Origin of the sequence: Neochlamydia sp. AcF65 (genome assembly GCF_018342435.1) — a bacterium.
In the GTDB taxonomy this organism is placed as follows: Bacteria; Chlamydiota; Chlamydiia; order Chlamydiales; family Parachlamydiaceae; genus Neochlamydia.
The window spans coordinates 43,245-57,968 of sequence record NZ_JAEMUE010000063.1; the positions used below are offsets into that span (position 1 = coordinate 43,245).

10 protein-coding genes are annotated in these 14,724 nt (G+C 40.3%); 1 reads left to right on the top strand and 9 read right to left on the bottom strand.

The window, feature by feature from the left end; translation table 11 throughout:
• Positions 1–1,618 precede the first annotated feature (1,618 nt).
• The 4 genes from NEOC65_RS07645 to NEOC65_RS07660 all read right to left on the bottom strand — a co-directional run bounded on the left by NEOC65_RS07645 (position 1,619) and on the right by NEOC65_RS07660 (position 8,173).
• Positions 1,619–4,690, bottom strand: coding sequence for a leucine-rich repeat domain-containing protein (locus NEOC65_RS07645; protein WP_213156172.1), 3,072 nt, complete (start codon positions 4,688–4,690; stop codon positions 1,619–1,621).
• A 481-nt stretch (positions 4,691–5,171) separates the two neighbouring features.
• The gene (locus NEOC65_RS07650; RefSeq protein WP_213156173.1) at positions 5,172–5,567 is read right to left on the bottom strand and encodes a leucine-rich repeat domain-containing protein; all 396 of its coding nucleotides are present in this window, start codon (positions 5,565–5,567) and stop codon (positions 5,172–5,174) included.
• 54 nt (positions 5,568–5,621) lie between these two features.
• On the bottom strand, positions 5,622–5,942 hold the full coding sequence (locus NEOC65_RS07655; protein ID WP_213151984.1) for a hypothetical protein: 321 nt from the start codon (positions 5,940–5,942) through the stop codon (positions 5,622–5,624).
• 584 nt (positions 5,943–6,526) lie between these two features.
• Positions 6,527–8,173, bottom strand: a complete 1,647-nt coding sequence (locus tag NEOC65_RS07660) for a DUF4116 domain-containing protein (RefSeq protein WP_213156174.1) — start codon at positions 8,171–8,173, stop codon at positions 6,527–6,529.
• A gap of 240 nt (positions 8,174–8,413) precedes the next feature.
• Between NEOC65_RS07660 and NEOC65_RS07665 the strand changes: the two genes are divergently transcribed.
• Complete coding sequence (locus tag NEOC65_RS07665) at positions 8,414–8,575, top strand: hypothetical protein (protein WP_166154933.1); 162 nt, start codon at positions 8,414–8,416, stop codon at positions 8,573–8,575.
• 211 nt (positions 8,576–8,786) lie between these two features.
• Here the strand turns inward: NEOC65_RS07665 and kdpC are convergent, their stop codons facing one another.
• The 5 genes from kdpC to NEOC65_RS07690 form a co-directional block, all read right to left on the bottom strand.
• Entirely contained in the window at positions 8,787–9,374 is a 588-nt protein-coding gene (kdpC, locus tag NEOC65_RS07670; RefSeq protein WP_249299117.1) for a potassium-transporting ATPase subunit KdpC, read from the bottom strand.
• A 10-nt stretch (positions 9,375–9,384) separates the two neighbouring features.
• Complete coding sequence (gene kdpB, locus NEOC65_RS07675; protein WP_166154929.1) at positions 9,385–11,481, bottom strand: potassium-transporting ATPase subunit KdpB; 2,097 nt, start codon at positions 11,479–11,481, stop codon at positions 9,385–9,387.
• A gap of 69 nt (positions 11,482–11,550) precedes the next feature.
• Complete coding sequence (gene kdpA, locus NEOC65_RS07680) at positions 11,551–13,242, bottom strand: potassium-transporting ATPase subunit KdpA (RefSeq protein WP_213156175.1); 1,692 nt, start codon at positions 13,240–13,242, stop codon at positions 11,551–11,553.
• Positions 13,243–13,255: 13 nt separating this feature from the next.
• Positions 13,256–13,345, bottom strand: coding sequence for a potassium-transporting ATPase subunit F (locus tag NEOC65_RS07685; RefSeq protein WP_213151992.1), 90 nt, complete (start codon positions 13,343–13,345; stop codon positions 13,256–13,258).
• A gap of 149 nt (positions 13,346–13,494) precedes the next feature.
• Positions 13,495–14,721, bottom strand: coding sequence for a dihydrolipoamide acetyltransferase family protein (locus NEOC65_RS07690; protein WP_213156176.1), 1,227 nt, complete (start codon positions 14,719–14,721; stop codon positions 13,495–13,497).
• Between the last annotated feature and the right edge of the window lie 3 nt (positions 14,722–14,724).

Genomic DNA, 14,724 nt, shown 5'->3' on the forward strand with positions numbered 1-14,724 from the left:
ACAAAAAATTAAAAATGCACTATCGGAGTATAAGCTACACTGTAATTATTGAAAATCTTTTAGCAAAAAACGGGATAAACATTTCTTAATTTCAGTCACATTTAAATATGCCCCTCATGGGCATTGTTGCATAAATGGCAAGAAGCGTAGACGATTAAGATTGCTCTTTAACGCTTAAGAGCTATAAAATTTAGTTTGCAAAAACAAGAATATAGGCAAGCTATCAAAAAAGCCCTCTTCCCTTATCGCCTACGTAATTGACTCCATTATAACAAAGCTTTAATACAAAGAGGAAGCATTACTTTATGGTTGTCGGATGGGGGCATTAAAGGGTGAAGGAAAAATATAAGCTTAAAGGGAGAAGGAGCACTCAAACATTTACTCCCCTGTCGCTATCCTATGCATGCTGATGATTAAAGCCGTTTATCATTTGCCTCTCCTGAGCTATTCTAAGATTTTTTTTTAACATTGATTGTCTTGCTGGCCTTTAAGGCTGCCTTTTCCCTGCTACACCCGCATCTATAGGCGTGCTAAAAAGCTTGGACAGAAATTTGAAGGGGCCAAGCCTTAAAGTGTCTGACAAACGCAGCCTTTACTTCCTCTTGGATGAAAGCTATGGTAAAGGAGAGCGGAAAGTGCGCCAGCCTGGCAAAGCAAAGCGGAAGACTTGGAGAAAGATTTACTTAAGCATTTGTCCAGATTCGCATGAAATTATTTTTAAGTAAATTGGCGTAAAGTAATAAAGCTGATGATTTAGTGGCGAGCCAAATGATCCCCAATCTACCTAAGAGCACAAAAACCGCTTATGGAGATAGTGCCTACGATAAGCGAGCTTTCTATCGATCATCTTATGTTCAAGGTATAGATCCTTTAGTACCTCCAAGAAGAGAAGAAAGATTTAAAGCCAAGAGCCAGACGAGCTGGGAAAGAAAGAAATAATACGCTTTCGAGCAACTCTTTATGTAATTATATACTTAATAAAAAGCTTGTTTTTAAGGATAGAGTCAGCCTGAAAAAAGGTTATTTTTTTCCGGTTATGCAGACGTAGTTTTTTTAAAGGATATAATGCCTTAAAGTCGTTAAAGGTTTAGGAGGAGACAATGAGGCCAGGCAGCTTGAAACTTTGCGGCTATCCTCAAAGATCGCTTGCCAAAAGGGTGATACACCGCTTTAAAAGAAGTTTAAAGGAAATTTTCGCTCTAGTGACGCTAGCCTAGCAGCGAGCAAAATCGCAACTTTAAAAAACTTATGTTTATATAAATAAAAAAGAAATCAACCTTTCTCCAAGCTAACTCTCCTCGTAAAGGCAAGCTTTTTATTAAGTATATGACTGCATAAAAAGTTGCCCAAAAGGGCACTATATGCTACATCATTTGGCGATGAATAAGATGGCATAGCTTGCCATGCCTAAAAAGCAATGTTCAAAGAACAGCGGATGCTAACTTTGGTGATAAGCTTAATGCAAGACTCCTCTTTAAGCAGGCAAGCTATTAGGTCATTTACGCTGCAAGACCTCTTACACCATAAAGCAAAAATTCTTTCTCTAAATCCTTAAAACTTTCTAAGTCAGCAATTTGCCCTTTTAACATTATAGGTGAGGAGGCAGATATTTTTTCAGCTATAGCCTAAAACGCTGCTTCAACTCCTCGGGAATATCCTCAAGCAGATTTCCGCCTAACTTAAGATCTAGCCGCTCAGGTAGCTGCCCAATCTCTGCAGGAAGAGTGGTAAGCTGGTTGTGGCTTAAGTGAAAGTTTTGCAGCCGCGAAAGCTGCCCTATCTGTACCGGAAGAGTGGTGAGTTGGTTGTTGCTTAAGTCAAGCTTTGTCAGCTGAGAGAGTTGGCCTATCTCTGCTGGAAGAGAGGTAAGCTGGGTGTCCTGCAAGCCAAGCTCCCATAACTGCCAAAGCTGCCCTATCCCTGGAGGAAGGGCAGTGAGAGGGTTGCGGTTTAAGTTAAGGTCTCGCAGCTGCAAAAGCTGCCAAATCTCTGAAGGAAGGGTGGCGAGATGGTTGTTGCTTAAGTCAAGGTTTGCCAGCTGAGAGAGTTGGCCTATCTCTGCTGGAAGAGAGGTAAGCTGGTTGTTGCTTAATACAAGGCATTGCAATCGCGAGAGCTGCCAAATCTCTTTAGGAATAACAGCGAGATGGTTGTGGCTTAAGTCAAGATTTCCCAGCTGCGAAAGCTGCCCTATCTGTGCAGAAAGAGCGGTGAGTTGGTTGCCGCTTAAGTTAAGCCCTTGCAGCTGAGAGAGTTGCCCTATCTCTGCTGGAAGAGAGGTAAGCTGGGTATTCGCTAAACTAAGACCTCGTAGCTGGGCAAGCTGCCCTATCTCTGGAGGAAGGGCAGTGAGAGGGTTGTGGCTTAAGTCAATGTTTCCCAGCTGCGAAAGCTGCCCTATCTGTGCAGAAAGAGTGGTGAGTTGGTTGCTGCTTAGGTTAAGCTCATACAGCACAGAGAGCTGCCATATCTCTGCTGGAAGAGAGGTAAGCTGCGTATTCACTAAGTTAAGGCTCCGCAGCTGGGCCAGCTGCCCTATCTCTGGAGGAAGGGCAGTGAGAGGGTTGTGGCTTAAGTCAAGGTATTGCAATTGCGAGAGCTGGCAAATTTCTTTAGGGATCATGGTAAGCTGGTTGTTGCTTAATATAAGATATTGCAATTGCGGGAGCTGCCAAATCTCTTTAGGAATAACAGCGAGATAGTTGCGGCTTAAGTTAAGGTTTTGCAGCTGGGATAGCTGCCAAATCTCTTTAGGAAGGGAGGTAAGCTGGTTGTGGCTTAAATCAAGGTTTCCCAGCTGCGAAAGTTGCCAAATCTCTTTAGGAAGAGAGGTAAGCTGGGTATTACCTAGGTAAAGGCTTTGGAGCTTAGAGAGCTGCCTTATCTCTGCAGGGAGGGAGGTAAGCTGGTTTTGGTTTAATTCAAGCATTTGCAGCTCAGACAATTGCCCGATTTCTGCAGGAAGACTGGTGAGCTTGTTTTGATTTAAGTAAAGCCCTTGCAGCTCAGACAATTGCCCGATCTCTGCAGGGAGGAAGATAAGCTCATTGTCGGTTAGATTAAGCTCTTGCAGCTTAGAGAGCTGCCCTATCTCTGCAGGGAGGGAGGCAAGCAGGTTGTCGTTTAGGCTAAGCTCTTGCAGCTTAGAGAGCTGCCTTATCTCTGCAGGAAGGGAAGTAAGCCGGTTGTAGCTTAGGTTAAGCTTTTGCAGCTTAGAGAGCTGCATTATCTTCACAGGGAGGGAGGTAAGCTGGTTGCCCTCTAATTGGAGTATTTCTAGCCAAGAAAGCTGCCCTATCTCTGCAGGGAGGAAAGTAAGGAGGTTGTCCTCTAATTGGAGTACTTTTAGCTGCGAAAGCTGTCCTATCTCTGCTGGAAGGAAGGTAATCTGGTTGCTGATTAGGTCAAGCTCTTTAAGCTGAGAAAGCTTCCCTATCTCTGCCGGAAGAGACGTAAACTGGTTGTAGCTTAAGCTAAGCATTCGCAGTTGCGATAACTGCCCTATCTTTGGCGGAAGGCTGGTAAGCCGGTTTTGGCTTAGCTTAAGCTCTTGCAGTTGAGAAAGATATCCTATCTCTGCTGGAAGGAAGGTAAGTTGATTGAGCCTTAAGTCAAGGTTTCGCAGCTGCGAAAGCTGTCCTATCGCCCCTGGAAGGAAAGTAATCTGGTTGCTGGTTAGGTCAAGCTCTTTAAGCTGCGATAGCTTCCCTATCTTCGCAGGAAGGACAGTGAGATGATTGTACTCTAATTGGAGTATTTCCAGACGAGAAAGCTGTCCTATCTCGGCAGGAAGAGAAGTAAGCTCGTTGTTGTTTAAGTAAAGATATTCCAGCTGAGAAAGCTTCCCTATCTCTGCAGGAAGGGCAGTGAGATGGTTGTTTTTTAAGAAAAGCTTCTGTAGCTTCGAAAGCTGTCCTATCTCTGCAGGAAGGGAAGTCAGTTGGTTGTCACTTAGGTTAAGCTCCGGCAACTGAGAAAGCTTTCCTATCTCTGCAGGAAGGGCTGTGAGATGGTTGTTAGTTAAGCCAAGGTATTGCAGTTGAGAAAGCTTTCCTATCTCTGCAGGAAGGGCTGTGAGATGGTTGTGGCTTAAGTCAAGATTTCGCAGCTGCGAAAGTTGTCCAATCTCTGGAGGTAAAAATGTCAAGCCGGTAGACATTAAATTTACCATTGTAATCCCTTTGCCATATCTTTCGATCCAATCTCTAAGAAGCTCTCCTTGTTTTTCTAAAGGCAAGTACTTAATGTTTTCTTGACTTAGGTATTCCTCTCCACCAGGAAGTTTTTTCCACATTAATAAGCGATTAATATTTATAAGGTAAAACGAATAATTAGCTAACGTATAACGCCTCTTTTCCTTGGTTTTCCATTGAAATTCTAACTCCATAGGAGCAAGAGTTCTAGCTAGAACAAAAGTTTGCTTAAAAATTGCCTTGGCTTTCTCTCCTTCACAAAGCCCATTCTCTAGCTTATAAACCCTATCTAAAATATGAGCCTGTTCTTTAATCCTCCCTTGAGGAAAATGAATGTTACCTATTTGCCTATAAAGAGAGGGCATGACTTCCGTAGCCAACAGATGTCGCCATCTTGTACAAACACTAAAGAGGGAGGGGCTAGCACAAGCCTTTAAGATAGGCGCTAGTATTTCATTAGGTAGGTTTTCAATGGTGATAGAAGAGCTGGGGTTCATAATATGGCTCTTTAAGATGTATACATATATATTTTATCCATTCTGCAGGGGATTATCTATACATAGAAAAAGCAGAATAAGCAAGAAAATAGTAGGAATCAATTTTCAATATTTAAGCGTGGAAAACAGAGAAATATAAAAAGCGTGGAGAAATTCTTTCCGAGTTTTTAGCAGAGAAGCAGACCTTTAGATCCTACGCCTCTATAGTAAATCAAAAGCTCTCTATATATTTAAAACTTTCTAAGCTTGCCAATGTGCCCTTTAAATGTTATAGGTGAGGAAGACAGATACTTTTCAACTACAGCTCAAAACGTTGTTTTAATTCCTCTGGTATGTTTTCCAGCAGATTTCCGTCTAACTTAAAATCTAAATCTTTAAAGCACAGTGCTATTTCTGCAGTAAGGGCAGTGAGATGGTTATTATTTAAGGGAAGCCATTGCAGCCGCGAAAGCTGCCCTATCTCTGAAGGGAGGGTGGTAAGCTAGTTATGATTTAAGCAAATTAGATAGATATGAGAAAGCTGCCCACTCTCTGCCAAAAGAGACGCAAACTGGTTACATGGTAAGTGAAGCTCTTCTAGCTGAGAAAGGTGCCGAATCTCTGCCGGAAGGGAGGTGAGCTGATTATCGAATAAGTAAAGCCTTTTCAGCTGAGAAAGCAGCCCTATTTCAGCAGGAAGAGTGGTAAGTTGGTTATCCTCTAAGCAAAGGTATTCCCGTTGAGAAAGCCGCCCTATCTCTGCCGGAAGGAAGGTAAGCTGGTTGTTGTTTAAGTCAAGCCGCCACAGCTGAGAAAGCAGCCCTATCTCTGGAGGTAAAAAGGTCAGGCTAATCTTGCTTAAGTATAACTCTTCAATATCTTGGCCATATCTTTCCATCCACTCTCTGAAAAGCTCTCCTTTTTTTGCTAGAGGCAAATACCTAATTTTTTCTTACTCTAAGTATTTTGTGCCATCAGGAAGGTTTTTCCACATTAAGAGGCGGTTAATATTTATAAGATAAGAAGAATAATTAGCCAGGTTAAAATACCTTTTTTCCTCAGTTTTCCACTTAAATTCTAACTCTACAGGAGAAAGTGAGTTAGCTAAACTAAAGATCTGCTTAAAGATAGCATTTATCTTTGCTGTTTCAGTAAGCTCTTCTTCTAGCTTATAAATCCTATCTAAAATAAAAGTCTGTTCGCTAATATCTCGTTGAGGAAAATGTATCTTACCTATTTGCTTATAAAGAGAGGGCATTATTTCTGCGTTCACCAGATGCCGCCATCTTGTACAAACGCTAACTAAGGCAGGCGAGGTGCAAACCGTTAAAATAGAAGTTAGTATTTCATTAGGTAAATGCTCAATGGTAATAGAAGGGTTAGGATTCAGGGTATAGACTCTTTTAAGCTTTATGCTTTATTTTATTTACTTTTTAGGCACTTTTATATACATAAAAAAAGCAAAATAGGCAAGAAAATGTAAAAAGGTGCCCGGAAACCTATTTTTGAATTTGCTTTCATTTTATCAATAAGCGAGAGTTTTGGGACACCTTCTTAAAAGCATATTAGATAGCTTATATGAGGAAGATAAAAGCCAGGCTTGAGGGCTTCAGCCGTGTAATTTTATCTGTTTTAAAAGGCGTACAATGAATTTATTAAAAGCTGGTGCAAAAACAAAAGTAGGAATTAAGGGTAAGAAAGCAAAAGCCGATGGAATCAAGATTACATGAGGAAAATGCCAAACGGTAAGTAAAATCTTCATGCAATTTTCCTGCAGAACAGAAGTCCTCATTGCTTTGAATTAGTAATAGCGTTTCTGTTGAGCGCTCCCTCCCTGACAAAACCACAATTAATCATTTACTTGTTACATAGCTTAAGGAGCTCATTATCTTTTTGAAGTTGCTCACTAGCATAATGAAGAGCCATGCCATCTTGCTTAACAGCGGCAAGAACGACTTTCTTATCGTTTCGCAGCTTGTGGCTAGCATACTGAAGAGCCTGGCCGTTTTGCTTAACGGCCGTAAGTACCACCTCTTTATCATTCTTAAGTTTTTCTCCAACATGCTGAAGTGCCCAGCCTTTTTGCTGAACGGCAGCAAGTACCACCTCTTTATCATTCTTAAGATCTTCTCCAGCATACTGAAGAGCTTGGCCGTTTTGCTTAACGGCGGCAACTACCACCTCTTTATCATTCTTAAGTTTTTCTCCAACATGCTGAAGTGCCCAACCGTTTTGCTGAACTGCGGCAACTACCACATCTTTATTATTCTTAAGATCTTCTCCAGCGTGTTTAAGTGCCCAACCGTCTTGCTGAACGGCCTCAAGCACAATATCTTTATTACTTTTAATCCATGGGCTGGCATAAAAGAGTAGATCGCCAGCTTGCCGAACAGCAGTAAGCAGCAAAAATTTATCATCTCTTAGGACCCAGGAGGCATACTGAAGTGCCCGAGGATCTTGCTGAATGGCAGCAAGCACGACTTTTCTATTGTCTTTAATTTCTTCACTGGCATATTCAAGAGCTAAACCATCCTGCTGGACAGCAGCAAGCATGACCTCTTCGTCGTTCTTAACTTTTTTGCCCCCATACTGGATAGTCAAGCATCGATGCTTAAAATCAACAAGCACAAATTGCTCATTATTTATCACCGTTTTATCAAGGTACTGGAGGGCAGGGTCTTGATGCCGAATAGCAGCAAGCACGACCTCCCTGTCGTTTTTAAGAGCTTGGCTAACATACTTAAGAGATGCGCCATTTTGTGTAACGGCAGCAATCACCACTTCTCTATTATTTTTAAGCTCTTGGCTAGCATGCTCAAGAGCTAAGCCATCTTGGCTAACAGCGGCAAGTACGACTTCCTTATCACTCCTAAGTTCTTGGCTAGCATACTTAAGAGCTAAGCCATCTTGGCTAACAGCGGCAAGTACAATTTTTTTATTATTATGTAATTCTGGATGAGAATATTTAAGAACCAAGCCGCTTTGCTTAACAGCAGCCAATACAATATCTTGATCTTTTCTAAAATCTTCGCTAGCTTGAGAAAGCTCCCATCCATTTTTCTGCATGTCAGCAAGGGCGGTAGCCTTAACTTTTTTAAACTCCTCGCTGAGATTGCCAAGCTTTAAGTCATCTTCTTGGGCAGTAACCCATGGTGCCGATTCATTATTAATTTCTTTCCCAGCATCTTGGGGCGAGTTAATCGTTTGGCCTACTTTTAGCGGTTTTAAGTTCTTATTATCAAGTCTATACTGAGTAATATCCCAAATTCCCACCCATATATTTCCTAAAATGGGGACCAATAAAACAATGCAACGTCTAAAACTTTTTTTATTAAGATACCGGTAATAATTATTGCTTAAAGATAAGTTTCCTTCTTGCTGGTTCGATCCATAAACACATTTTTGGAAAATATTGACTAGATTAGTCACCGTACTGATTATAGGCACGTAATCAGCCTTACGATCAATCCATATACACAATTGAGAAAAACCGCTTAGGTTCATTTTAACCCCACTTATTCTTTAAATTAAATAATATTAGCAACTATATCTTATAAAATCAATAAAACTTTATTAAAAAAAACTAATCTTCTACGCGGCTAAAAAAAAACATTTTATGAGTTAATTTATTACTGCTTTTTTCTCAAGCTAAGGCGCATTCTGCCGAAGAGAGAAAGACTTAGTCGGTGTTGGGCAAATTCCCATCCAACATTCTGCCACTCAAAAGAGTAGAGCGCTATTATTATGATTAACGAAAGGCGGGATAAGAAGATAGGTCATTCTCTTTTTAGAATGCAAAAGATAGCATTAAGTAACTGTTACTTGAAGTGCTTGGATGGTTTGCCTGCCTTTTCCTTGCCTATAATAGGTGCAGGCCCTGCTATTCGTGAGGATTTAACTCTTTAGGATAAAGTTAGTTTATCTTAATCGCGTTCTAAGTTAAACAGCTTAATTTTTTAATAATTTTGATAATTTAAAAAATGTTTTTAAGAAATAATCTTTTTTATAAATTTAGAGAAATTTAAGTCTATCCATAAAATAAAATGCGTTAAAAAAAAACGAAGCTGAAAAGATTAAAAAGCTTATTGTGCCTTTTTTTTTCCCTTTATAAAATTTATCATTCCTTTTGAGCTTTATCCCATGCATCTAAAGCTAAATTAAGTTTTAGCACGTTAATATAAGGCGCGCCTAGGAAGCCCCAGCGCGGCAATTCTATTGATGCTTCGATGAGTCGAAAAATAGCCTCTTTATTATTTTCATTCCAACCTCTTGCTTTGATTACTCGTTCTACCTGAAAGTAGGCGGTTTGCGGAGAAATATGGGGATCTAATCCGCTGGCCGAAGCACAAAGTAACTCGCTAGGAATTAAGCGATCACTTTTCTCATCGTAGGTTTTTTTTATCTTTGCTTTACGTTTTTCAATAACTTTTTTTAAAGCCTCGCTGGTAGGGCTTAGGTTACTCCCACCTGATGCTAAAGGATTATAATTATTTGCCGAGGGGCGTCCCCAGAAATAGCGATTACTTTCAAAGTTTTGCCCGATCAAGGCAGCTCCTACCACCTTTCCATTAAAAGAAATAAAATCCCCTTCAGCTTTATTTTTGATAGTTAGATACGCTATAAAAGTAATGAAGAAAGGGTAGATAATTCCTGTTAAAGCTGTTAGCCACAGAAACATTTTGAAGCTAATCCAAATTCTTAACATATAAACTCTCTCACTCTACAAAGCTAAAAAAGGTGATTAAAATATCGATAAGTTTTATTCCTACAAAAGGAGCCACAAGTCCTCCTAATCCATAGATGAGGAGATTATTTCTTAACAAAGCTTGTGCCGACTGAGCATTATATTGGATTCCTCTTAAAGCTAGAGGTATTAAAGCCACGATGATTAAAGCATTAAAAATAATAGCACTTAAAACAGCACTCTGAGGTGAATTTAAGCCCATAATGTTAAGTACAGACAGAGGGCCAGAGCCTCCTTTATCTCCTATATACAATGCTCCAAAGATCGCTGGAATGATGGCAAAATATTTAGCTACATCATTAGCTATACTAAAAGTTGTTAAAGCCCCCCTTGTCATCAACATCTGTTTGCCGATTTCTACAATGTCAATTAACTTGGTAGGATTGCTGTCTAAATCTACCATATTGCCAGCTTCTCTAGATGCCTGCGTGCCTGTATTCATTGCTACACCTACATCCGCCTGAGCTAAAGCAGGTGCATCATTGGTGCCATCGCCTGTCATAGCCACTAGCCTTCCATTCTCTTGTTCGCTTTTAATTTTTGCTAATTTTATCTCGGGTGTAGCTTCAGCAATAAATTCATCTACTCCAGCTTCTGCTGCAATAGCTGCAGCGGTCAAGTGATTGTCACCAGTAACCATTACAGTACGAATGCCCATGCGTCGCATCTGCGCAAATCTTTCTTGGATACCTCCTTTGATGATATCTTTAAGATGGATGATCCCTACAATTTTATCTTCATCGCTGACCAGTAAAGGTGTTCCTCCTTTGCTTGCTATAGTTTGTATAGCAGCATCTAGCTGATCAAGATAATGCCCTCCTAAGCTTGTCAGATGTTTTTTAATGGCTTCTGTAGAACCTTTGCGTATGCGCCGGACAACCTTTCCTAAACCATCTACGAAATCGATGCCGCTCATGCGCGTAGTGGCTGAGAAAGGAACAACGATAGAGTTTCTTGTATCCAAAGATTCAGCCCTTAAGCCAAATAATTTTTTAGCAAGAACTACAATAGAACGGCCCTCTGGAGTCTCATCAGATAAAGAAGCTAGCTGAGCAATTTCTGCAAAAGCTTTTTCATCTATGCCTACGGCAGGTAGAAAAGCTGTAGCCATTCTATTGCCGATAGTAATTGTGCCTGTTTTATCGAGTATCAACAAATCTATATCTCCTGCAGCTTCCACCGAGCGGCCGCTTAAAGCTATTACGTTGCGCCTAAATAAACGATCCATTCCTGCAATTCCTACCGCACTTAGCAATGCGCTAATGGTCGTAGGGATTAAGCAAATTAGCAGAGCCACTAAAATAGGAAAGGTGAGGAGTTGGGAAATATCTTGCTTAGAAGCGTGGGCACTATATTCTCCAAAAGCTTTCAAGGAAGCGATGGTGATAAGGAAAATAATACTTAAAGCCGAAAGCACGATATGCAAAGCAATTTCATTAGGTGTCTTCTGACGTTTGGCACCTTCAATTAAGCGTATCATGCGATCTAAAAAATTATTTCCGGGCTCTGCAGTCACTTGAATACGCAGGCGATCGCTCAACACCCTAGTTCCTGCCGTTACAGCGCTTCTATCTCCTCCACTTTCTCTAATGACAGGTGCTGATTCACCTGTTATAGCTGATTCATCAATGGTAGCAGCACCTTCTATGACATCCCCGTCGGTAGGAATAATATCCCCTGCTTCACAAATTATTACATCACCTTTTTTTAACTGATCTGCAGGAATTTTTATCTCTATTCCATTGATCTCTTGACGAGCATTAGCTTGAACTTTTGTTTTTCTTAAACTTGCTGCTTGTGCTTTTCCTCTACTTTCGGCAATGGATTGAGCAAAATTAGCAAAAAGGATTGTAAACCATAACCAAAGAGCAATTTGCAAATTAATCCACGTTAACTGCTGATAAAAAACCTCCTGGATGACATAACCTGTGGTAGACAGTGCTCCAAGATAAGTCACAAACATGACAGGATTTTTAAATTGATCCTGAGGAGCCAGCCTCTTGATTGCTTCTTTAAGAGCATCTGCAGCAATTTTCACAGTTAGCAAGCTCTTTTGGTTAAACTGCATTCGATCTCCTTTATCCGCAAATTTTGATCCCTTATTTGACATTATTTTCATCTATCTATTTTTCTGAATTTAAAATGTCTGCCCTTTAAGCATTAAAAGATGCTCCGCTAAGGGACCTAACGACCATGCAGGAAAAAATGTTAAAGCTCCTACGATAAGGATCACACATAAAAGTAAAAAAGCGAACAAAGGAGAGCTAATGGAAAAATCCCCGGAAGAAAGAGGGGAAGCCCTTTTGGAGGCAAGTAAGCCCGCTATAGCCAGGCTAGACAAAATTATTGAACTCCTACTTATTAACATGACTATTCCCAGGAACAGATTGTAATAAAGTGTATTAGCATCTATTCCAGCAAACGCACTACCATTATTACCTGCAGCTGAGGAAAAAGCATATAAAATTTCTGATAAACCATGAGGGCCCTGATTTCCTAAGCTAGTAAGGGCTTCTGGCAGTACGCAAGAGAGCCCACTCCCTATGAGGATAAGAAAGCTAGGCATCAAAATAGCTAGCATTAACCATTGCATTTCTTTTCTCTCAATTTTTTTACCTAAGTAGACTGGCGTCCTTCCTACCATAAGGCCTGCAAGAAAAACTGTAAGGATGGCAAACATGATCATCGAGCATAGTCCTACCCCTATCCCTCCAAAAACTATCTCTCCTAGCATCATGTTAAGCATAGCCATGCCTCCGCTTAGCGGCGATAGGCTAGAAAGCATAGCATTAACTGAGCCGTTTGACGTAGCTGACGTTGACATAGCCCATACAAGACTAAGGTTAGTTCCTAGCCGGGTCTCTTTTCCCTCGAGGAAAGGAGATACATCCATAGCAAGATTCATGAGTTTTTCCGCATAGAAGGAAATACCTAAGCCTACAACCCAAAGAGCTATCATAACAGCGAAAAGATTCCATGCATGCTTTTTGGCATCGATTAAGATTCCATAGGCATATACGGAAGCCGCTGGTATTAGCAAAATAGCAAGCATTTCAAAAAGATTAGTAACAAGGGAAGGATTTTCAAAAGGATGGGCACTATTAGCATTAAAAAAGCCTCCGCCATTTGTTCCCAGCTGTTTAATAGCTACCTGGGAGGCTACGGGTCCTAAAGGAATGGTTTGCTGAGAATTTTCCAAAGTAGTGACTTCAATGTAAGGAGAAAAGGTTTGAACGACCCCTTCGCTAACTAATAATAAAGCTAGCAGTATAGAAAGAGGTAACAGTATATAAACGACAGAACGGATAAGATCGCTCCAAAAATTGCCTATGTGTTTAGTATTTTTGCTCACAAGGCCTCGAATTAAAGCTAATAAGGTAGCCAATCCAGTGGCTGCGCTCAAAAAATTGTGCGCGGCCAGTCCGAGCATTTGCGTCAAATAGCTCATCGTGGTTTCACCTGCATAGGCTTGCCAGTTAGTATTAGTAATAAAGCTGATTGCTGTATTAAAGGCTAATGGCCATGGAACTGAGGGAAAATGCTGGGGATTAAGAGGAAGGAGGTGCTGAAAAAGCTGCAGAAAAAAAAGGCCTAAAAAACTTATGCCATTGAAAATAAAAAGGGCGGTCGCATATTCAAGCCAACTCATCTCTTTTTTTGCATCTACGCTACTGACGCGATAAGATAAATGCTCTAAGCCTCCTAAGAGAAAATGTACGGCAGTTTTTTGATCGGTAAATATTTTAGCCATATATCTACCTAGAACAGGGATTAACACTATGAGAAGAATAAGAAAGAAAAGGAGTGTAATCCACTCGGCATAGGACATAAGTGATCTTCTCTTAAAATTTTTCGGGGTGAAGAAGAGTATATATCAAATAAGCTAAGACGGCAAATGCCAAGGCTCCCGCTAAAATAAAATCCATCGACATACTCCTCCTACACGCATAAAAGCTATCATGTAAATTGTACATTAACTATTTCAAAAAAAATTTACAAATAAAAAAGCAAAATAGCAATAGAAAAGCTCTCTAGGGAAAACAAGCTTTTTTAAAATGTGTAAACCTAGGAATAGCTATTTTTACAATAGAGGGGCTGGATTTTTGATAAGATGAGCACAATAATGAGAAAAAGCTGCCGCTTGATCGCCATCTATGATCCTATGGTCAAAACTCCATGACAAATTAAGAACATCCCTGAGCACTACTTCATTATTACAAGCCCATGGCTGTTTTTGAATACGATTAACGGCTAAGATAGCTACTTCAGGATAATTAATGATAGGCGTCGCCCATAGGCCACCATCCCCTAAGACTCCAAAGTTACTGATAGTAATAGTCCCTTCTTTCATCTCACTCGGCTGAAGTTTATTAGTATTAGCTCTATTTTTAAGTTCCTCATAAGCATAAATTAGATCGATCAAAGAAAGAGCTTGAACATTTTTAAGTACCGGTACTATTAATCCTAATGGCGATGCCATGGCAATGCCTATATGATGATGCTGATGAATAATCAGCTTATGTTGATCCACCGAACTATTAAACTGAGGAAATTTATTTAAAGTTAAACTTAAAGCTTTAAGCAAAAAAGGCATATAAGTGACTTGAATATTCTTTTTAGCCCCTTCTTCTTTAAATTTTTGGCGTAAACGCACAAGTCTTGTCGCCTCAGCTTTTTCAAAATAAGAAAAATGAGGAATTTTACGTTTAGATTCTACCATTTTTTGGTACATTAAATTTTTAATGCCTATGATAGGAAGCTCTTTATCTCCTTCAAGACGAAGAACAGGGGTATCTAAATTTTCCTTGGGCCAGGGTCGAACATATTGACGTAAATCTTCCGGTCTTACGCGACCTGCTTTGCCCATTCCTTGAACTTGGCAGATATCAATTCCCATCTCTTGAGCTAATTTCCTTGTAGAAGGCAGAGCTAAAATGTTCGATGATCCAGGTGCAAGAGCAGGGGCACTCATATGACTAGGAGCAAGCGGAGGCAAAGGACAAGGCTTAGGGAGAGAACTTTCTTTAAGCCTAGACTGAGGGGCGGGCACTGCTGTATGTCCTTCAAGTAATTCTATATCATAAAGAGGTTTTCCTTTAATCGATATCTCCCCCGGCTTATAGTAATGTTTGGCTATTTTTCCAGGATAAGGGGAAGGAAGTTCTACAGTAGCTTTATCAGTCATCACAATTACGACAGGCTCATCTTGCAAGACAGTATCCTGAACATCTTTAAGCCATTCAACCACTTCTCCTTCGATAACCCCTTCCCCAATATCAGGCAAGGTCACGGTATGAATTTTAGCCATATA

Bases quoted from the DNA above. Each gene is read 5' to 3' on its own strand.
- kdpA (WP_213156175.1), bottom strand. From the start codon at position 13,242: ATGTCCTATGCCGAGTGGATTACACTCCTTTTCTTTCTTATTCTTCTC.
- NEOC65_RS07650 (WP_213156173.1), bottom strand. From the start codon at position 5,567: ATGGAAAGATATGGCCAAGATATTGAAGAGTTATACTTAAGCAAGATT.
- NEOC65_RS07660 (WP_213156174.1), bottom strand. From the start codon at position 8,173: ATGAACCTAAGCGGTTTTTCTCAATTGTGTATATGGATTGATCGTAAG.
- NEOC65_RS07665 (WP_166154933.1), top strand. From the start codon at position 8,414: ATGATTAACGAAAGGCGGGATAAGAAGATAGGTCATTCTCTTTTTAGA.
- kdpC (WP_249299117.1), bottom strand. From the start codon at position 9,374: ATGTTAAGAATTTGGATTAGCTTCAAAATGTTTCTGTGGCTAACAGCT.
- kdpB (WP_166154929.1), bottom strand. From the start codon at position 11,481: ATGCAGTTTAACCAAAAGAGCTTGCTAACTGTGAAAATTGCTGCAGAT.
- NEOC65_RS07685 (WP_213151992.1), bottom strand. From the start codon at position 13,345: ATGTCGATGGATTTTATTTTAGCGGGAGCCTTGGCATTTGCCGTCTTA.
- NEOC65_RS07690 (WP_213156176.1), bottom strand. From the start codon at position 14,721: ATGGCTAAAATTCATACCGTGACCTTGCCTGATATTGGGGAAGGGGTT.
- NEOC65_RS07645 (WP_213156172.1), bottom strand. From the start codon at position 4,690: ATGAACCCCAGCTCTTCTATCACCATTGAAAACCTACCTAATGAAATA.